The organism is Streptomyces sp. bgisy159, assembly GCF_057707805.1.
Genome location: NZ_JBYIQX010000044.1, coordinates 43,173 through 60,559, shown reverse-complemented (window position 1 = coordinate 60,559; position 17,387 = coordinate 43,173). Strand labels below are relative to the sequence as shown.

The 17,387-nt window shown below is 74.1% G+C and carries 15 protein-coding genes; 4 read left to right on the top strand and 11 right to left on the bottom strand.

Annotated features, from left to right (window positions below; translation table 11 throughout):
* Together AC3ET3_RS30015 and AC3ET3_RS30010 are read right to left on the bottom strand one after the other, a co-directional pair.
* On the bottom strand, positions 1 to 456 hold a 456-nt coding region (locus tag AC3ET3_RS30015; protein WP_435613225.1), incomplete at its 3' end, for a response regulator.
* Positions 431 to 1,603 carry a sensor histidine kinase gene (locus AC3ET3_RS30010; protein WP_432158164.1) on the bottom strand — a complete coding sequence of 391 codons (1,173 nt, stop codon included), beginning with the start codon at positions 1,601 to 1,603 and terminating at the stop codon, positions 431 to 433. The genes AC3ET3_RS30010 and AC3ET3_RS30015, both read right to left, overlap by 26 nt.
* A gap of 175 nt (positions 1,604 to 1,778) precedes the next feature.
* Between AC3ET3_RS30010 and AC3ET3_RS30005 the strand changes: the two genes are divergently transcribed.
* Positions 1,779 to 4,175, top strand: a complete 2,397-nt coding sequence (locus AC3ET3_RS30005) for an MMPL family transporter (RefSeq protein ID WP_432158163.1) — start codon at positions 1,779 to 1,781, stop codon at positions 4,173 to 4,175.
* A gap of 492 nt (positions 4,176 to 4,667) precedes the next feature.
* Here the strand turns inward: AC3ET3_RS30005 and AC3ET3_RS30000 are convergent, their stop codons facing one another.
* Positions 4,668 to 5,645, bottom strand: coding sequence for a LysR family transcriptional regulator (locus AC3ET3_RS30000; RefSeq protein WP_435613224.1), 978 nt, complete (start codon positions 5,643 to 5,645; stop codon positions 4,668 to 4,670).
* 70 nt (positions 5,646 to 5,715) lie between these two features.
* Here AC3ET3_RS30000 and AC3ET3_RS29995 point away from each other — a divergent pair, with 70 nt between their 5' ends.
* On the top strand, positions 5,716 to 6,639 hold the full coding sequence (locus AC3ET3_RS29995) for a dihydrodipicolinate synthase family protein (protein WP_432158161.1): 924 nt from the start codon (positions 5,716 to 5,718) through the stop codon (positions 6,637 to 6,639).
* A gap of 288 nt (positions 6,640 to 6,927) precedes the next feature.
* Here AC3ET3_RS29995 and AC3ET3_RS29990 read toward each other — a convergent pair whose 3' ends face one another.
* On the bottom strand, positions 6,928 to 7,410 hold the full coding sequence (locus AC3ET3_RS29990; protein ID WP_435613223.1) for an ATP-binding protein: 483 nt from the start codon (positions 7,408 to 7,410) through the stop codon (positions 6,928 to 6,930).
* Between the two features lie 146 nt (positions 7,411 to 7,556).
* Between AC3ET3_RS29990 and AC3ET3_RS29985 the strand changes: the two genes are divergently transcribed.
* Together AC3ET3_RS29985 and glpK are read left to right on the top strand one after the other, a co-directional pair.
* A complete protein-coding gene (locus AC3ET3_RS29985; RefSeq protein WP_432135245.1) occupies positions 7,557 to 8,324 on the top strand; it encodes an IclR family transcriptional regulator in 768 nt (255 codons plus the stop codon).
* Between the two features lie 41 nt (positions 8,325 to 8,365).
* The gene (gene glpK, locus AC3ET3_RS29980) at positions 8,366 to 9,880 is read left to right on the top strand and encodes a glycerol kinase GlpK (protein WP_432135246.1); all 1,515 of its coding nucleotides are present in this window, start codon (positions 8,366 to 8,368) and stop codon (positions 9,878 to 9,880) included.
* 256 nt (positions 9,881 to 10,136) lie between these two features.
* Here the strand turns inward: glpK and AC3ET3_RS29975 are convergent, their stop codons facing one another.
* From AC3ET3_RS29975 to AC3ET3_RS29945, 7 genes are all read right to left on the bottom strand, one after another.
* On the bottom strand, positions 10,137 to 10,586 hold the full coding sequence (locus AC3ET3_RS29975) for a hypothetical protein (RefSeq protein WP_435613222.1): 450 nt from the start codon (positions 10,584 to 10,586) through the stop codon (positions 10,137 to 10,139).
* A 258-nt stretch (positions 10,587 to 10,844) separates the two neighbouring features.
* Positions 10,845 to 11,747 (bottom strand): NAD-dependent epimerase/dehydratase family protein, encoded by a 903-nt coding sequence (locus AC3ET3_RS29970; RefSeq protein ID WP_435613221.1) that lies wholly within the window; start codon positions 11,745 to 11,747, stop codon positions 10,845 to 10,847.
* Complete coding sequence (locus tag AC3ET3_RS29965; protein WP_432135249.1) at positions 11,744 to 12,889, bottom strand: cytochrome P450; 1,146 nt, start codon at positions 12,887 to 12,889, stop codon at positions 11,744 to 11,746. Before AC3ET3_RS29965 ends, AC3ET3_RS29970 begins: the two co-directional genes overlap by 4 nt.
* Positions 12,886 to 13,662: a glycosyltransferase family 2 protein gene (locus tag AC3ET3_RS29960; protein ID WP_432135250.1), complete on the bottom strand. Its 777-nt coding sequence runs from the start codon at positions 13,660 to 13,662 to the stop codon at positions 12,886 to 12,888. Before AC3ET3_RS29960 ends, AC3ET3_RS29965 begins: the two co-directional genes overlap by 4 nt.
* Positions 13,659 to 15,137, bottom strand: a complete 1,479-nt coding sequence (locus AC3ET3_RS29955; RefSeq protein WP_432158158.1) for a class I adenylate-forming enzyme family protein — start codon at positions 15,135 to 15,137, stop codon at positions 13,659 to 13,661. The genes AC3ET3_RS29960 and AC3ET3_RS29955 overlap by 4 nt, the downstream gene beginning before the upstream one ends.
* A complete protein-coding gene (locus AC3ET3_RS29950) occupies positions 15,137 to 15,877 on the bottom strand; it encodes a glycosyltransferase family 2 protein (RefSeq protein ID WP_432135252.1) in 741 nt (246 codons plus the stop codon). The genes AC3ET3_RS29955 and AC3ET3_RS29950 overlap by 1 nt, the downstream gene beginning before the upstream one ends.
* Positions 15,874 to 16,905 carry a 3-oxoacyl-ACP synthase III family protein gene (locus AC3ET3_RS29945; protein WP_432135253.1) on the bottom strand — a complete coding sequence of 344 codons (1,032 nt, stop codon included), beginning with the start codon at positions 16,903 to 16,905 and terminating at the stop codon, positions 15,874 to 15,876. Before AC3ET3_RS29945 ends, AC3ET3_RS29950 begins: the two co-directional genes overlap by 4 nt.
* Positions 16,906 to 17,387: the final 482 nt, after the last annotated feature.

Sequence of the window (17,387 nt, the reverse complement as noted above, 5' to 3'; positions counted from 1 at the left end):
CTTCCGCACAGCGCCCCCCCCCCCCGGTACGTCGACGAACGCCTGCAGCAGCCGCACGGTGACACTCGGCGCGATGAGCGCCTCGCCGTCGGCAGCCGACCGGACGGCCTGCGCCAGAAGCTCCGGCCCCGTGTCCTTGAGAAGGAACCCGCGGGCCCCCGCACGCAGAGCTCCGTAGACGTACTCGTCGAGGTCGAAGGTGGTGATCACGACCACGACCAGCGGATCGGCGACGCCCGGACCCGCGATCAGGCGAGTGGCCTCCAGTCCGTCGAGCAGGGGCATCCGGATGTCGAAGAGGCAGACATCGGGGCGCAGTTGTCGGGCCAGGCTCACCGCCTGTTGTCCGTCGGCGGCCTCGCCGACCACCTCGATGCCGGGCTGGGCGTTCAGCATGATCCGCAGCCCGTTGCGGATGATCGCCTGGTCGTCAGCGACGAGAACCCGGATGGGCACCGCTGTCCGTCCTTCCTCGGGGCAGCTCGGCTTGAACACTCCAGCCCCGGTCGGCGCCCGGGCCGGCCTCCAGCCGGCCGCCCAGCAGGGCGGCGCGCTCACGCAGCCCGGCAAGACCGTACCCGTCGCGGCCGCGGCCGGTTCGCAGGCCGTCGTCGCGCACCGTCACCCGGACCCGGTGCCGTTCTCCGGTGACCCGGACGGTGATCCCGGTCGCGTCGACCGCGTGCCGCATGGCGTTGGTCACCGACTCCTGCACGATGCGGTAGACCGCCGCGTCCACGGCCGGAGGCAGCGTGTCGACCTCGCCGTCGAGCCGCAGGTCGACCCGGAGGCGGCCGGCGGGGGCTCGCACCAGGCGCTCCAGGTCGGCCACGCCGGCCGGGGGCGCCAGCTCGGCGCCGCCCCCGCCGTCCCGCAGCGCGGCGACCATGGCCCGCATCTCCTCCAGCGTGCGCGCCCCCTCCTCCTCGACCCCCAGCAGCGCCTCGACGGCGGCGACTGAGTCCGTGGCCGCGACCACCCGGCCGGCCTGGGCGCGGATCACCATGGCCGACACGTGATGGGCCACGGTGTCGTGCAGTTCCCGGGCGAGCCGTTCTCGCTCGCGGGAGCGCACCCGGTCCAGCTGGCGCTGCCGGGCTCCCGCACGGAACCGGACGGACGCGCCGATCAACGCGGGCAGGAACAGGAAGGCGAAGCCCGCGACCTGTTCGACGGCAGGAGTCCGGTCCGTGAGGACGGACAGCGCGAAGGTCGCGAGGATCACCGCGCTCCCCAGCACGATCTCGCGTCCCGAGCCCCACCGGGGCAGCGCGTACACGAGCACGAGCACGACGAGGCCGGTGTACAGGCCGACCGGTTCGGGCGGGGCAGCCACCAGGGTGGCTGTCTGGAGTGCCATCATCGCGCCGAAGCCGAGCACGACGACGGCCAGCGGGCGGGTCCGGCGCCACAGGGTCAGCACGCAGACCCACACGGTGAATACGACGGCCACAGGCCGCCACACGACGTCCTCGCGCAGCGCGGCCTCCAGCACGACGCCGCCCAGGCTCACGGCGAGCAGCGCCCAGTCCCGCCACACCCTGCCGGGCGCGCCGGGCGGGCGCGGCTCGGTCCACAGCGCACTCAGATCGTCTCGCAGCACGGTCCTCAGCCTAGGGAGTGCGCCGCGCCGCGCATCGGTCAAAAGGACGGGACGCCTCTCCTTCCGCGGGCGGACGCACGCGCGGCCTGCCGGCCGATGTCCACGAGCGTCGCTGCCGCGAACCTCTCTGCGTGGCTGCCGTGCGGAGGTGGCCGGTAGATGGCAGGAGGACCCGATGCTCTCGAAAGCCCTGTCCCTTGTGGGCGCAGGTGCCGCTCGCCGTCCATGGCGGGTGATCGCGGCATGGCTGCTCGCCGCCGCGCTCGCGGTCGGCGCCGCGCTCGCCTTCGGAGGGCGGACCGCCGACTCGATGTCCGTTCCGGGACTCGACTCCCAGCAGGCGGCGGAGTTGATCGAGCGGGCCGGAACAGGTCAGGACGGGATGACCGCGCAGGTGGTCGTCACCCCCGTCGGCCCGCAGTCGACGTTCTTCGACGACGGGGCGGCACGCGCGGCGCTGGCACGGTTGCAGGCCGAGGTTGGACGGCTGCCGCACGTGCTCGCGACGAGCGACCCGGCAGGAGCACTCGGCTCGGGCGACCCGGCAGGAGCACTCGGCTCGGGCAGGGACGCCGCCGCCCGCGACGGACTGGTCTCCACCGACGGGCGGGTCGCTGTGATACGGCTCCAGTACCCGGACCAGGCCCGGCTGTCCGCCGCGGACCTCGACGCGCTCGTCGACCTCGGCGACCGGCTTCGCGCCGAGCTGCCCCTGCGGATCGAGATGGGCGGAGAGCTCTTCTACGTCTTCTCCGATCCCGACGGCGGCGTGGGGGAGCTGATCGGCCTCCTCGCCGCGGCCGCGGTCCTGTTCCTCGCGTTCGGTTCGCTCGTCGCCGCCGCGCTGCCGATCGGTATGGCGCTGCTCGCGCTCACCGTCGGCGGCGCCGTGGTGACGGTCCTCGCGGGGATGACACAGATCCCCACCTTCGCACCGGTTCTGGGCGCGATGGTAGGACTCGGGGTCGGCATCGACTACGCCCTGTTCGTCCTCGCCCGGCACCGGGAGTACCTCGCGCGCGGGCTCCATCCCCGCGCGTCGGCCGGGCGGGCGGTGGCCACGGCCGGGCGGCCCGTGGTCGTCGCCGGCGGCACCGTCGTCGTGTCGATCCTCGGCATGGCGGTCGCGAACGTGCCCTTCCTGACGGTGGGTGCGGTCGCGGTCTCGATCGTCGTCCTGGTCATGGTGGTCGCGTCGGTGACGCTGCTGCCGGCTTTCCTGGCCCTCGCGGGCCCGCGTCTCGCCCGGGTGGGCCGGTTCGGCCCCGCCGCCCGGGGGCCGCGACGGATCATCCGGCGGGGAAGGCTCGCCCGGCGACGGATCACCGAGGCGGACATGATCCCCGCGTCCGGTTGGCGGCGCTGGCTCGCGCACGTCAACCGGCATCCCGTGCCGTACGCGGCCGGTGCGGCCGGGCTGCTGCTGGCCGCGACGCTGCCGGTGATCGGCCTGCGCGTGGGGCTGCCCGACGACGGGTCGTTGCCTCGGGCTCGCACCGAGCGCCGCGCTTACGACCTGGTTGCCGAGGGGTTCGGTCCGGGCGTCAACGGTCCCCTCGTCATCGCGGCGGACCCCGCCGGTGACACGGGGATGCTGGACCGGCTCGTGGCGGCGGTCTCGGCGGACCCGGGCATCGCGTCGACGGCACCGCCGCGGGTCGACCGGGCCACCGGCGTCGCGACCCTCGTGGTCTTCCCGACCACCGGGCCGCAGGAGGAGACCACGGCTGAGACCGTCGCCCGGCTGCGCGCCGACGTTCTGCCGCCGGTGGTCGGTCGCGGTCCGGCGCGGGCTCATGTGGGCGGCGCCGCGGCGAGCCTGTCCGACGTGGGCCGGCGCACGAGCGAACGCCTGCCGGTGTTCGTCGGCGCCGTGCTGGCACTGTCCTTCCTGCTGCTGTTGCTGGTCTTCCGGTCGGTACTGGTACCGCTCAAGGCGGTGCTGCTGAATCTGCTCAGCATCGGCGCGGCCTACGGCATCCTGGTCGCGGTGTTCCAGTGGGGCTGGGGCGGAGCACTGATCGGGCTGGAGACGACTGTTCCGATCGTGTCGTTCATCCCGATGTTCCTGTTCGCCATCCTGTTCGGCCTGTCGATGGACTACGAGGTGTTCCTCCTGTCGCGTGTGCGCGAGGAGTACCTGCGCACCGGAGACAACGGGGCGGCGATCGTCCGGGGCGTCTCGGGCACGGCCCGGGTCATCACGTCGGCGGCGCTCATCATGGTGGCGGTGTTCCTGTCCTTCGCCGTCGCCGAGGACCCTTCGACCAAGATGTTCGGGCTCGGTCTGGCCACCGCGGTCCTCGTCGACGCCACCGTGGTCCGCATGGTGCTGGTGCCTGCCACGATGACGCTGCTCGGCCGGGCCAACTGGTGGTTGCCGGGGTGGCTGGAGCGGGTACTCCCCCGGGCCCCGGCCGGCGTCGAGGGCGGGGCCGGCACCGGGGCCTTCGACGACACCGAGACCGGGACCAAGGCCGGGACCGAGGCCGTGGGCGTGGCGGGTGCGCCCGGGTTCCGGCTCCGATCCGCCGGAGTGCCCTCGAACGGGAGATCCGCCGATCACGCCTGACCATGCGGAGGTGACGTGGTGACACCGCCGGCCGGTCCGACCCCTCGCCTGACTGACGTCCATCGCACGGCCCTCGCACGTCCCCACCCGGCTGTCGCTCGGCCGTCGTCGCCCGGCTGTCGCTCGGCTGCCGCAGGGCCCTCGCAGGGCGGAGCGTCCCGGCGGGAGAGCGTTCGCCGGGCACGTTCCTCGGCCTGGCGTCGTGGTCGCGGCGGCGGCGCACTCCCGACGCGTTCCGCTCCGCGGGCGCCTGGTCGGCGGGCCTCGCCGCCCGGCGGCGATCGGGCGGCCCCGGCTGCGCACGGGCTGCGCCGGGCACCGGTGTCCGGACGGGAGCCCGGTCCGGGACGCGTCGGCGGCGCCCGGGCCCGGCTGACGAACACCGACGCCGGCGGCCGCAAACGGCACCGCCGCGTCTGCCGGACACCGCGGCGGACGCCCACGGTCATCGGGTGCCGCACGGGTCCCGACGGAGCCTTGCCCTGGAGGCGGCTACTGCCGCGACCGCATGGGTTGCTCGGCTTGCGCCCTCCCCCGCCGGGAGGCGTCCTCGGCGGCGCCCACCGCTGTTCGTGCCGCGTCCACGAAAGCCGCGATCGCCGGGTGCGTGCCGCCGCCCGCGCGGAAGGCGACCTTCGAGCGGCGGAAGAGGGGCAACCGGGTCAGGACGACGTCCTGCGGGGCGTGCACGGTGGCCATCTCCGGTACGAATCCGGCTCCTTGCCCGATGGCGGCCAGTGCCAGGACCGTACGGAAGTCGTTGACCTGGTGGCGGATGCGCGGCTGGAAGCCGGCCGCCTGACAGGCGCGTACGGCCATCGCGTGACCGGTCGTGCCGTCCCGGGCCGTGATCCATGCGGACCCTGCCCACGGTCCGAGCAGTTCCGCCAGCGTCTCGCCGCGTGCGGCGGGACCGGGTGGCGAGGCGCTGTCGGCGGGGCCGGCGGTGGCCAGGTACATCGGCTCCTCCAGCAGGGGCACCTGGTCGACCGTGGTGTCCGGTGTCGCGGGCACGAAGTCGTAGTCGTGGACGAGCGCCACGTCGAGTTCGCCGGCGCGCAGGCCGTCGGAGACCCGCGCCGAGTCGATCTCCCGCACCATCGGTTCCAGAGCGGGATGCCGCTGGGCCAGCGCGGCCAGCGTGGTTGGCACGATCGCGGGCCCACCGGAGGGGAACGTCCCGATCCGCAGCGGCCCGCCGATGCCCTCGCGGACCCCGGCCAGCTCGGAGACCGCCAGTTCGAGTCGTTCGAGAACGGCGTCGGCGTGGGCGACGAGAGTGCGGCCCGCGGGTGTGAGGACCACCCGTCTGCCGCTCCTCTCCAGCAGGGGCACGCCCGCCTCGCGCTCAAGCACGCTCAGTTGCTGGGAGACGGCCGAGGCGGTGAAGGTCAGTGCCTCCGCCACCGCCGCGATGGTGCCGCGTCGGTCCAGTTCGCGCAGCAGGTGGAGACGTCGCACATCGAGCATAAGGTGAGCTTACGCATAAGCGAAGAAGCATGAACTGGATCTACTGGTTCGGGTCCGCCAGGCTGGGCTCATGAAGCCTGAAGCGACCCTGACCGGCCTGTTCGTCCCCTTGGTGACCCCCTTCACCGACGACCTGCGCCTCGCCCCGGACACGCTCGCCCGCCTCGCCGACGAGGCCCTGTCGGCCGGTGCTCGCGGACTCGTCGCCCTGGGCACCACCGCGGAGGCGGCCACGCTGACCGCCGAGGAGCGGCAGGCCGTGGTCCGCATCTGCTCGGCCGCCTGCCGGGCCCACGGAGCACCGCTGATCGTCGGCGTCGGCACCAACGACACCGCCGCCGCCGTCACGGCCCTGCGAGAGCTCGCTCGGAGCGGCGACGTCGCCGCCGCGCTGGTTCCCTCGCCGCCCTACACGCGGCCCGGTGAGGCGGGAACACTGGCGCACTTCACGGCACTTGCCGAACACGGGGGCCTGCCCCTGGTCGTCTACGACATCCCGTACCGCACCGGCCAGCCCCTCGGCACCGGCACGCTGAAAGCGCTCGCAGACCTTCCTCAGGTCATCGGGGTCAAGTACGCGACCGGTGCGATCGACGCCGCCGCGATGGAGCTGCTCGGCTCGTCGACGCCCGGCTTCGCGGTGCTCGGCGGCGACGACGCCGTCATCTCGCCGCTGCTCGCAGCGGGCGCCCGCGGCGGCATCCTGGCGTCGGCCAACGTCCGCACCGCTGACTTCGTCCAGCTGATCGACCTCTGGCGTGGCGGCGCAGCCGAACCGGCCCGCAGGCTGGGAGCCGAGCTGGCCCGGCTGTCCGCCGCGCTCTTCGCCGAGCCGAACCCGACGGTGATCAAGGGGGTGTTGCACGCCCAGGGCCGCATTCCCAGCCCGGCCGTCCGACTGCCGTTGCTGGCTGCCTCGGCCTCTTCGGTCCGACGGGCGGCGGACCTGGTCGTCGCCCGTCCCCACCGGCCCCTCCAGGAGAGTGCGGCCTGACACTCGCCCGAGGCCCGCGGAGAGGAGTCCGATGGACGACGGCACCTTCTCGTGCGCGACGCGTCGAGCTCGCTCACGGCTTCGGCGGCGGCGCAGGAGGGCCAGGACTCAGGCAGGGAGCCGATAGCTGGAGCAGGACCCGGTCGTCAGGATCGGCAGGACCGGAAGGACCGGAAGGATTCGTCCGCGAGTCGCCTCCTGAGTCGAGGAGGGCCGCTGAGCGGGGCGACGCACCGCGCGCTGCCGCCGGTCGCGGGAGCGCTCCGAGCGCCGTGCAGACACCCCGGGTCAGCTCACGACCACTTCCGCCCACCGGCTGGTGCCACCGAAGTGCTCCCGGACGCCGCACCGGTCCGACAGCGCCATGACGATGTCGATGCCGCGGCCCTGCTCGTCCGGGGCTCGCTCGGCTGCCGACTGTCCGGCCGCGGGCGCGGGCCCCCTGTCGGTCACCTCGACCCGCAGTACGGTGGCCCGTCCGTGCCCCATGAGCCGCGAGAGCCGAAGCGTGGCCGGGGGCTGCGCGTGGACGACCGCGTTGGTGAGGAGCTCCGAGGCAAGCAGGAGCACGTCGTCGACGACGTCCGCGCGCAGGTGCCAGCCGGTGAGGACCGCGCGTACGCGTCGCCGGACGGCCGGGACGGCCACGTGAACGTGGGGCAGCGGAAACACGTGTACGGCCTGCCGCTCGCCCACCTCGCACGGCGCCGCTTCTCCGCGAGGAGCCGCTTCCTCGTCGGGAAACACAGTGCCGACCTGCGTCACTGTCATGTGCCCTCCTCCGGGTCGCGCTGCCGGCCAGCAGAAGGCCGGGCGTGAGGGAACGCTACGGAGCACGCCGCGACCGGTCAACGAACAGGGGTCGGCATTACCGAACGACGGTCCCCGCACCGGCTCGCCGGTCGTACGATCGAGTCATGGTCGGCCCTGTGCAGTCCATAGAACGGGCAGCGGCGATCCTGCGTCTGCTCGCCGCCGGCCCGCGCCGACTGGCACTGGGCGAGGTGGCGTCGTCGCTCGGGCTGGCCAAGGGCACCGCTCACGGCATCCTGCGCACCCTGCAGCACGTGGACTTCGTCGAGCAGGACACGACGACCGGGAAGTACCAGCTCGGGGCCGCTCTGCTCCACCTGGGCACCAGTTACCTGGACGTCAACGAACTACGGTCGCGCTCCCTCAACTGGGCCGACGCCCTGGCCGCCCGCAGCGGGGAGGCCGTCCGCCTGGGCACGCCCCTGGAAGGCAAGGTGCTCATCGTGCACCACGTCTTCCGGCCGGACGACACCCTCCAGACGTTGGACGTGGGCGCGCTGCTGCCGTTGCACGCCTCCTCGCTCGGCAAGGTCCTGCTGGCCTTCGGGGCCGCGCCGATCGAGCCCCTGCTGACGGCCGGACTCCAGGCGTACACCCGGCACACCCTGGTCCTCCCGGAAGACCTGACCAGGGCACTCGGCGAGATCCGTGAGCTCGGATGGGGAGCCGAGACGCAGGAAATGAGCATGGGTGACGCAGGAGTAGCCGCGCCGATCCGCGCCCACGGCGGCCTCGTGGTGGGCGCGATCGGCGTGTCCGGGCCCGTCGAACGGATCTGTGACACCAAAGGCCGGCCCCAACCGGCCCTGATCACCCTGCTCCGGGAGGCCGCACGGGCGATCTCCAGAGACCTGGGCGCGGCCCGCTGGTAGGCCCCGGCGGCTTCGCCACGCATCGGAAGGCAGGTCCGATCATGGTTGCACGGTATGTGATGTCCATCGACCAGGGCACCACCTCCACCCGATGCATCCTGTTCGACCACCGCGGGCAGCTGGTGTCGGTCGCCCAGCGCGAGCACCGCCAGTACTTCCCCCGTCCGGGCTGGGTCGAGCACGACGCCGTCGAGATCTGGCGCAACCTTCAGCGCGTGGTGCCCGAGGCGCTGTCCGGTGTCGGCGTGGACGCCCGGCAGATCGCCGCCGTCGGGATCGCCAACCAGCGAGAGACGACCGTGCTCTGGGACCGGCGCACCGGCACTCCGCTGGGCAGGGCGATCGTCTGGCAGGACACCCGCACCGGCGCGCTGGTCGACGACCTCAGAAACCGGCCGGGAGACGACTTCTTCCTCGAACGCTGCTGCCTTCCGCCCTCGACCTACTTCTCCGCCCCTCGGATCCGCTGGCTGTTCGACCACGTCGACGGGCTGGAGCAGCGCGCCCGGGCGGGCGAGGTGCTGTTCGGCACGATGGAGAGCTGGCTGATCTGGAACCTCACCGGGGGAACCGACGGCGGCCTGCACATCACCGACGCGACCAACGCCAGCCGCACCATGCTGATCGACATGCGGACGCTGGCCTGGGACACCGAGCTGATGGAGTTCTTCGGGGTCCCGCGCCGGATGCTGCCGGAGATCCGGCCCTCCGCCGAGGACTACGGCGAGGCCCGCGCCCTGCTGCCCGGCGTGAGGATCACGGCCGCCCTCGGCGATCAGCAGGCAGCGCTGTTCGGCCAGACCTGCTTCTCGCCCGGCGCGGCGAAGTGCACCTACGGGACCGGCAGCTTCCTGCTGATGAACACCGGTACCGACGTCGTCCGGTCCCGGCACGGACTGCTCACCACCGTCGCCTACAAGATCGGGGATCAACCAGCCGTCTACGCCCTGGAGGGCCCGATCGCCGTCACCGGCTCACTGGTCCAGTGGTTCCGGGACCGTCTGGGCCTGATCAACAGTGCCCCCGAGATCGAGACCCTGGCGCGCACGGTGGAGGACAACGGCGGCTGCTACATCGTCCCGGCGTTCTCCGGTCTGTTCGCACCCCACTGGCGCAGTGACGCCCGCGGTGTCATCGTCGGCCTCACCTCGTACATCACCGCGGGCCACCTGGCCCGAGCGGTACTGGAGGCCACCGGCTGGCAGACGCGGGAAGTCGTCGACGCCATGAACGCCGATTCCGCTCTGGCCCTGAGCCAGCTCAAGGTCGATGGAGGCATGACATCCGACAACCTGCTCATGCAGTTCCTGGCCGACGTGCTCGACGTTCCCGTGGTGCGGCCCCTGGTGGCCGAGACGGTCTCGCTGGGCGCGGCCTACGCCGCCGGTCTGGCGGCCGCCTACTGGCCGGATCTGGAGGTCCTGCGCCGCAACTGGCACCGGGCCGCCCAGTGGCTGCCGGCCATGGACCCGCAACGGCGGGAACAGGAATACGACAACTGGAAGCGAGCCGTCGAGCGGTCCCTCGGGTGGATCCGGTCCCCCGGACCCTCGTGAAACCCTCCTGGCGCGCGTCGCCCGCGCTGTAGGCATCCTCTCAGAAGCCGTCGAGGAATGTGGGCGCGTGCCGTTTCCGCGAAGTCCTCCTGATGCCCCGTCAGCGGCGTTCCGAGTCGATCGGCAAGAGACTCCGCGTCCACGCTCAGCCGTGCCTCAGGGGGTGCCGCGAAGTCGACGTCGTCCGCTCGGCAGTCGGACCAGATCGTGCCCCGGTGCCTGCCACTGGTGGTCAGCCACCATCTCCGGGCGCCGGTCAGAGGTCTCGGCAGATCTGGCGAGCCTTGGCCAGGTCCTTCTTCACCGCCGGGTCGAAGTCGAAGACCCGCGCGTGGCGCTCCTGTGAACGGCGGACGGCCCGGGCGAGCTCCTCGTACTTCGGGTCGCCCGCCGCGGCTGACGCGGACAGTGTCCCGGCTGCCGCATAGCGGTTGAGGGCGATCTCGCCGGCTGGGCCCTTCTCGGCGTACTTCTCCGGGTCGAACCCGTCGAGTGCCGCACAAGCGGCACGCGCGTCCGCTGCCGGGGTCCCGTCGGCGGCGGTGGAGGCAGGGTCGGCGCTCAGTACCCACACGGCGCCCGTCCCCGCGGCTCCGAGAACCACCCCGGCCAGGAGGGACAGCATCACGGTCCTGGCGCGTCCGACGGGCCGTTGGGAGGCCGACGAGACGGGAGCGGGGGTGGTGTGAGACTGCTGTGGCTGCATCCGGCCAAAGGTATCGTGACCTGATCTCCGCTCAGCGGGCGGTCCGACGTACCACTCCAGCCGGCCACCGGCGGGCGCTCCCTGCGCCCGTCCGGCGAACCTGCCCTCGCCTGAGATTCGTTGGGTGGACATCCGGTCGGCCCGGCATGGTCCGCGGCGCCCGCCGCTCCGGTCGGTGAAGTCCCCGTGTGCCGCCGACGCGACGGCCTCGCTCACCCGGAGACACACAAGCAGGAGGGCATGCCGGCGTTCACCCGCTCAGAGGGCGGTTTCGTAGTCCTTGAGAGAGCGAGCAGCCGCCCAGCCTCGGGACAGGGCCTTGGACACGTCCAGGACCACGGAGTGTGCCAGCTGGTCCACGGCGTAGCGGGTGAGCGGCGGCTCCGCGTGCGGGCTCAGCCGGGCCAGCTTCTGAGTGGCTTCCGCCAGGGTGCGGGCCAGGCCCAGCGGGATGTGGCGGAGGCGGGCCCGTACGCCGTGGGCGCGTAGCACCGTGCGGATCGCCTCGTCGCGGTCGTAGGGCGCCGGGTCGGCGATGTTGTAAGCGCCCGGCGGCCAGTCGGCGGCCAGCAGGCAGGCGTCGGCGAGGTTCTCGACGGCGGTCAGGCTGAGGCGGACGCTGGGGCCGGGCAGCACGAGCAGTCCTCGTCGGACGCGGAACAGCAGCCGGGGCACCAGGTGGGGGTCCCCGGCCCCGTAGACCGCCCGCGGCCGCAGCACCACGGCGTCCGCGGCGAGCGCCAGCGCCTCACCGGCGGCCTTGGTGCGGCCGTAGGCGTTGAGGTGCCCGCGTACCGGATGGTCCTCGGTGATGCGGGAGCGCCGGGTGCCGGGTGCGTAGACGCTGGCGCTGCTCACCCACACCACGGGCCGGCCGGCGGCCGCTTCCAGGAGCCGCGCCGTCCCGTGGACGTTGACGGCGTGCATGGCGTCCTCGGCCGGTGAGCCGGGCACGGGGTCGCCGACGGACGCCGCGCAGTGCACGACGAGGTCGGCGCCGGACAGGTCGGGCACCTCGCGTGCCGCGTCCCAGGGAATGTGTCGGCCGACCGGGCCTGGTCGGCGTCCGACGCACAGGACGTCGGCGCCGCGGGCGGCGGCCGTGGTGGCGACGTGGGAGCCGCAGAAGCCGCTCGCGCCGGTGACGGCGATCGTGGTCATCGGTTCTCCGTGGTGGGACGGGCGCCGGCCGCCCGGACGGTGAGGGAGTGCCAGCCGGGCAGGGCCGCGTCCCGGTCCACGCGGGCGCCCCGGACCGTGGGCCGGTGGGGGGCGAGCGCGGCGAGGGTGTCGTCGAGCTGGGTGCGGGCCAGGCGCGCGCCGGGACAGGCGTGGGGGCCGGCGCCGAAGACGAGCTGGGCGACGGTGCGCGGTGCCGGGTGACGGGCGTCCGGCGGCCGGTCGTGCGAGCGGGCGGCGTGCCGTGCGACGAGGACGAGGCGGTCCCCGGCGCGTATCGGGCGGCCGGCCAGTTCCGCGTCGGCGGCCGCCACGCGGGGCAGCAGCGGGGAGGGGGCCGTCACCCGCAGCAGTTCGTCGACCAGGGTGGGGCGCAGCCGGTCGTCGGCCGCCTGCTCCCAGAGTCCCGCGTCGGCGCACCAGGCGGCGGCGCGTGGGAGGGCGGCGACGGTGGTGTTGACGGCGGCGACCGCGAGCATGGCCCGCAGGGCCGGCTCCGTGGCGTCGCCGGGCGCCGGGGTGAGCAGTGCCTCCAGCCGTGCGGTGGCCGCGGTGGCCGCGCGTGCGGTGCCTCGTGGCCGGGGGCCCGGCAGGTGGTCGCGTACGGCGGTGGATGCCGCCGCGGCGGCGGCAGCGGCGATGTCCTCCGGGTCGCCGGTCGTGCCGAGCAGCGCGCGGACGGTGGCTCCGGCCAGTTCGCGGGCCAGCGGTACGAGGTCGACGTCGCGGCCTTCGGCGAGCGGGGCGAGGCGGCGGTGCAGAACGTCCTGCCACACCGGTCGCAGCCGCTCCACCCCGGCCACGCCGAGATCGTCGGCGACGGCGCGTCGGGTGGCCCGGTGGCCGGTGCCCTCCTGGTCGAACAGTGTGCCGCCCGTGGACAGTTCGCGGGCCGCGCCGCCGGTGGTGCCGGTGGCGGTGCGGTCGAGCGGGATCCGGGTGAGGGCCTGGCGGTAGGGATCGGTGCCGTGCACCACTACCGTGCCGCCGATGCGGGCGACCGCGCGGCGGCGGACGGCGGCGAGGAGGGCGAACAGCACGGGGTGCGATCGAGTGTAGACGCGCCGGTCGCGGCGCCGGGCGGCGCGGGTGGCGCGGGTGGTGGTGTGGGGCGGCCGGGTCATCTGATGTGTACCTGTTTCGGGTCGGAGGGTCGGTAGCGGCGGTCCCAGCTCCACAGCAGGGTCCGGCGGGCGCCCCAGGCCCGTAGGCGGCGCAGGCTGGCGTGGACCACCATGCGCTCGGCCCGTGCGATCCGGTCGCTGTGCTCGCGGGCCCGGTTGAGGAGGACGACGTCCTCGGGCGGGCCTTCCAGCGGGGTGCGGGGCGTGCCGCCGCAGCGCAGGTAGAGCGCGGCCGTGATGGCGAGGTTGTGACCGTGGCACAGTACGTAGGGCGTGCGGTAGCGCGGGTGTCGGTGCTCCGCGCGGTAGCGCCCGTACAGCGCGGTGGCCCGGACGACCGCCGGGAGCAGGTACCGCTCGGCGAGCGTGGGCCGCTCGTCGCGGCGCGGGAGGCTGCGGCCGCAGGCCATCTCGGTGCCCTGTGCGAACTCCCGGCGCGCCGCGGCGATCCAGTCGGCGGCGGGCAGGCAGTCGGCGTCCGTGCGTACGAGCGTCGTGGCGCCGTGTGCGACGGCGTACCGGAATCCCGTGTCGGCGGCGGCCCCGGTGCCGCGTTCCTCCTCGTGGACGAGGCGCACCGGGAAGGGCGCGCCGACGGCGAAGCGGCGTACGACGCGGGAGGTCGCGTCGGTGGAGGCGTTGTCCACGACCACCAGGGTGAAGTCCGTGTCGGTCTGGGCGGCGAGTGCGGCGAGGGTGGCCCCGATGCCGGCTTCCTCGTTGTAGGCGGGAACCACGGCCCACAGTGACGGTGTGCCGCCGGGCGCGGTCATCCCCGGCCCCGTTCGGCCAGTCGCCGGGCGGCGAGGCGCGCGGTCGCGGCGCGGTCGGGCTTGAGGGAGCGGCCGGCCAACGGGATGTCGGTGAGCAGTACGGCGTCGGGCCGGGCGGAGCCCATGCGTCGCAGCGGCCCGGCCAAGGCCGCGCGTAGCGCGGCGCGGTCCGCTCCGGGCTCCGGCTGGACGACGGCGACCAGCCGTTCGTCCCCGTCGTCGGCCGGCACTCCGACGAGCAGGGCCAGTTCGACGCCGGGGACGTGCAACGCCGGCTCGTACAGCCCGGGGTAGATGTTCTCGGCGTGCCGCAGGACCATGTCCTTGCGGCGGCCCTCCAGCACGATGCGACCGCTGTCGAGGCGTGCCCGGTCGCCTGTGGCGACCCACGGGTCGGGCTCCTCGCCCAGGTAGCGATCGCGCGCGGCGGGACCGGACAGCAGCAGCTCCCCGGAGGCGTCGGTCTTGGCCGCCACTCCGGGCAAGGGGATGCCGACCAGGTCGCCCTCCGCGGTGAAGGCGGCCTTGTCGGCCTGTTCGACCGCCGCGGCGGGGAACAGCTCGGTCAGCGCGTAGACGCCCCACGCCTCGTCGGCGCCCGCGTGCTTGACGCGGCTGAGCAGCTCGGCGCTCGCGGGGGCCGAGCCGGTCCACACCCGCCCGCTGAACCGGCCGCCCACGGCGAGCAGCCGGCGCAGCTGCGGCGGGGTCAGATAGGTGGCCTGGGGTGCCAGGCGGCGCAGTTGGCGGGACAGGACCTGCGGGGAACGGGCGGGCAGTGCCACCGGTGCGCCGCCGGCGAGGGAGGGCACGAGGACGAAGAAGGTGCCGCCGAGTACGGGACGCCCGGCCCGGGGCCGTACCAGCCCGGCCACCGCGGCCATGCCGGCCGCGAGCGAGGAGCGGGTGTGCACCACCGCCCGGGGCCGGGAGGTGGTGCCCGAGGTGAACACGATGACCGCGTCGCCGTCCTCGTCCACCGGGCGCGGCAGCGGTGCGGCCCGCGGGCCGGTGTCCAGGGCGGGGGCGCAGCCGGGAAGCCGCGGCCCCACCGTGGTCACCGGTCCCAGCTCGGCGAGGTCCGGCAGGGCCAGGCGGGCGCGGCGGGCGAGCGGCCGGGCCCATCCGGCGGCCGCCTGAGCGGTGGCGTCGGCGAGGACGACGTCGGGCCGGGCCAGGGCGAGCCGGGTGCGCAGCACGTCCGGCCCCGCTCCCGGGTCGAGCACCGCGGCCCGCGCGCCGAGTCGGTGCACGGCCAGCATCACCGCCAGGGCCCGGGGCCCGGGGCGCACGGCGACGCCGACGGTGCCGCCGCGTGCGATGCCTCGCGTGTGGAGGGAGGCGGTGTAGCGGTCCGCGAGGTCGGCCAGCTCCCCGTTGGTGGCCCGGGTGCGAACGGCCCCGGTCCGGGTGGTGCCGAGGACGGCGGGCCGGCCGGGGTGGCGCCGCAGGGTGTGGGCGAGGGTGTCGAGCATCAGCGTGGGTCCTCCCCGTGACGGCCGGGCCCCTTGTCGAGGTACCAGCGGGCGGTGCCGACCAGGCCGTAGGCGCGCAGCCGGCGGGTGGAGTTCTCCACGACCATGTCGCGGGCGTGGACGACGGCGGTGGTGTGGCGGCGCACCCGGTTCAGGAAGAGCCGGTCGGTGGGCGAGGGCCGGCGGGGCATCCCGCCGACCGCCTCGTAGAGGGCCGCGGTGACGGCCATGTTGTTGCCGGCGTGCATCCGGTAGGGGGCGAGGTAGCCGTGACGGCGGTGGTGGGCCGGGCGTACCCGGCCGAAGAGGGCGGCGACGCGGACCAGCGTGCGGAAGGCCGCGCGCCCGACCGGCCCGTGCTCGTCACGGCGTGCCTCGATCCGTCCGCACGCCAGGCCCGCGCCGTGCCGCAGAGCGCTGCGGGCACCCGCCGTCCATCCGGGGTGGGGCAGGCAGTCGGCGTCGGTGCGGGCCAGCAGCGTCGCGCCGTGCTCGATCGCATACCGGAAGCCGGTGTCCACGGCGCAGCCCACGCCCTTCTCCGGCTCGCTGAGGACGTGGACGGGGAAGGGCGCCCAGCGGGCGAAGTCGTGGGCGACGGCCGCGGTGCCGTCGCTGGAGGCGTTGTCCACGACGACGAGGGTGAAGTCGCGGTCGCGCTGGGCCGCGAGCGCGTCCAGCGTGGCGCCGATCCGGGTCGCCTCCTGGTGTGCGGGCACCACCACCCACAGGGACCTCATGCCTTCTCCCACACCATCGTCATGATGCTCACGCCGCCGCCCAGGCCCACGAACAGGATCCGGTCGCCGGGACGGAGCCGGCCGTGGACGCGGTCGAGCTGCACGCCGAGCGTGGCGCTGGCCATGTTTCCGAGTTCTGGGACCGTGACGACGAGCCGGTCCCGGGGGACACCGGTGAGTTCCACGAACCGCTCCAGGTACGGCACGGTGACCTGGTGCACCAGGATGTGCCGGAAGTCGCTCCACGCCAGTCCGGTGCGCTGCCGCATCCGGTCGAGCACCGAGGTGCCGACCTTCTCGAACACCTCGCGCAGTTCGCCGCCGTCACCGTGGAAGTACGTGTGCTCGTCCCCTCGGGGATGGCGCGAACCGCCGCCGAGGATGCCGCCGACCGGCCAGTGCTCGGAGTGGGTCTCGGTGTCCACGTCGAGGATGCCGCCCCGGTCCACCGCTTCCAGGACGACCGCGGCCCCGGCGTCGCCGAAGGTGTAGCCCGCGAACCCGTCCCGGAGCTGGTCGGGGCCGCGCGGATCGTGCCGGACCGCGCGGCTGGGGGTCTCCCCGGTGACGACCAGGGCGTGCCGGGCGCGGCCGGCGAGGATCATCGCCCGTGCCGTGTCGATGCCGTTGACGAAGCTGTTGCACGCGTTGGTCACGTCCAGCGCGTGCGCACGGGACCCGAGTTCGGCCTGGACGATGTGCGCGGTCGCCGGTTCGGCCACGTCCCGCGTGGCGGAGGCGAACACCAGCAGGTCCACGTCGTAGGGGGCGAGCCCGGCCCGCGCCAGCGCCGTACGCGCCGCCCTCACCGCGAGTGTCGAGGCGTACTCGGACTCCGCGGCCGTGCGGCGCGAGGTGATGCCGGTGACCCGTTCGAGCATGCGCGCCGGCAGGGACAGCCCGGAAGCCGCGGCGAGCCGTTCCTGCATCTGCCGGGACGTCACTTCGTGCTCCGGCAGGCTGGACGCCACTGCGGTGATGCCCACCCGGTGGCGCGCCGGCTCGTGGGCAGCGTGATCTATGTGCATGGGCTGGACGCTACGAGCGCATCAGGGCCACCGCCTGAGCGCTGGTACTCAACTGCCCTAGGTGATCGGCTCGGCCACCGGCTCTCTGCTCGCCCCCGTCGCACAGGCGGCCACCGGGAGATCGGCCGGCGCTGCCACCGGTCAACGCCTCGGCCACGGCGGGTGCGGAGAGCACGCGGCCGTCCGCCGGGCAGGCTGTCTGGTTCTGCGGCGGGAGTTTCCGGGCGAGTCCGGCGGTGGCTTCGGCGAACACCTCGCTTCCCTTGGCCGTGACCCTCATCCGGACGATCCGGCCCGCGCCGCGCCACCCGACGCCGGCGCCCGGTGGCTGGGCCGTGGAACCACCGGAAGCCCTATACCCGTGGCCAACCAGGTCAAGTCCGGCCGCGCAGGGACGCGACGGGCCCGCACCGGGACTTGAAACGACCGATGCCGCAGGGTGAAGGGTCGGCGAACACCGTCCGCACGGGGTTCTGTCATGC

What these genes read in the sequence shown, in the direction of transcription:
- AC3ET3_RS29985 (WP_432135245.1), top strand. Translation starts at nt 7,557, where the DNA reads ATGGTCGGCCCTGTGCAGTCCATAGAACGGGCAGCGGCGATCCTGCGT.
- AC3ET3_RS29975 (WP_435613222.1), bottom strand. Translation starts at nt 10,586, where the DNA reads ATGCAGCCACAGCAGTCTCACACCACCCCCGCTCCCGTCTCGTCGGCC.
- AC3ET3_RS29965 (WP_432135249.1), bottom strand. Translation starts at nt 12,889, where the DNA reads ATGACCCGGCCGCCCCACACCACCACCCGCGCCACCCGCGCCGCCCGG.
- AC3ET3_RS29970 (WP_435613221.1), bottom strand. Translation starts at nt 11,747, where the DNA reads ATGACCACGATCGCCGTCACCGGCGCGAGCGGCTTCTGCGGCTCCCAC.
- AC3ET3_RS29955 (WP_432158158.1), bottom strand. Translation starts at nt 15,137, where the DNA reads ATGCTCGACACCCTCGCCCACACCCTGCGGCGCCACCCCGGCCGGCCC.
- AC3ET3_RS29990 (WP_435613223.1), bottom strand. Translation starts at nt 7,410, where the DNA reads ATGACAGTGACGCAGGTCGGCACTGTGTTTCCCGACGAGGAAGCGGCT.
- AC3ET3_RS29950 (WP_432135252.1), bottom strand. Translation starts at nt 15,877, where the DNA reads ATGAGGTCCCTGTGGGTGGTGGTGCCCGCACACCAGGAGGCGACCCGG.
- glpK (WP_432135246.1), top strand. Translation starts at nt 8,366, where the DNA reads ATGGTTGCACGGTATGTGATGTCCATCGACCAGGGCACCACCTCCACC.
- AC3ET3_RS30000 (WP_435613224.1), bottom strand. Translation starts at nt 5,645, where the DNA reads ATGCTCGATGTGCGACGTCTCCACCTGCTGCGCGAACTGGACCGACGC.
- AC3ET3_RS29960 (WP_432135250.1), bottom strand. Translation starts at nt 13,662, where the DNA reads ATGACCGCGCCCGGCGGCACACCGTCACTGTGGGCCGTGGTTCCCGCC.
- AC3ET3_RS30005 (WP_432158163.1), top strand. Translation starts at nt 1,779, where the DNA reads ATGCTCTCGAAAGCCCTGTCCCTTGTGGGCGCAGGTGCCGCTCGCCGT.
- AC3ET3_RS29945 (WP_432135253.1), bottom strand. Translation starts at nt 16,905, where the DNA reads ATGCACATAGATCACGCTGCCCACGAGCCGGCGCGCCACCGGGTGGGC.
- AC3ET3_RS29995 (WP_432158161.1), top strand. Translation starts at nt 5,716, where the DNA reads ATGAAGCCTGAAGCGACCCTGACCGGCCTGTTCGTCCCCTTGGTGACC.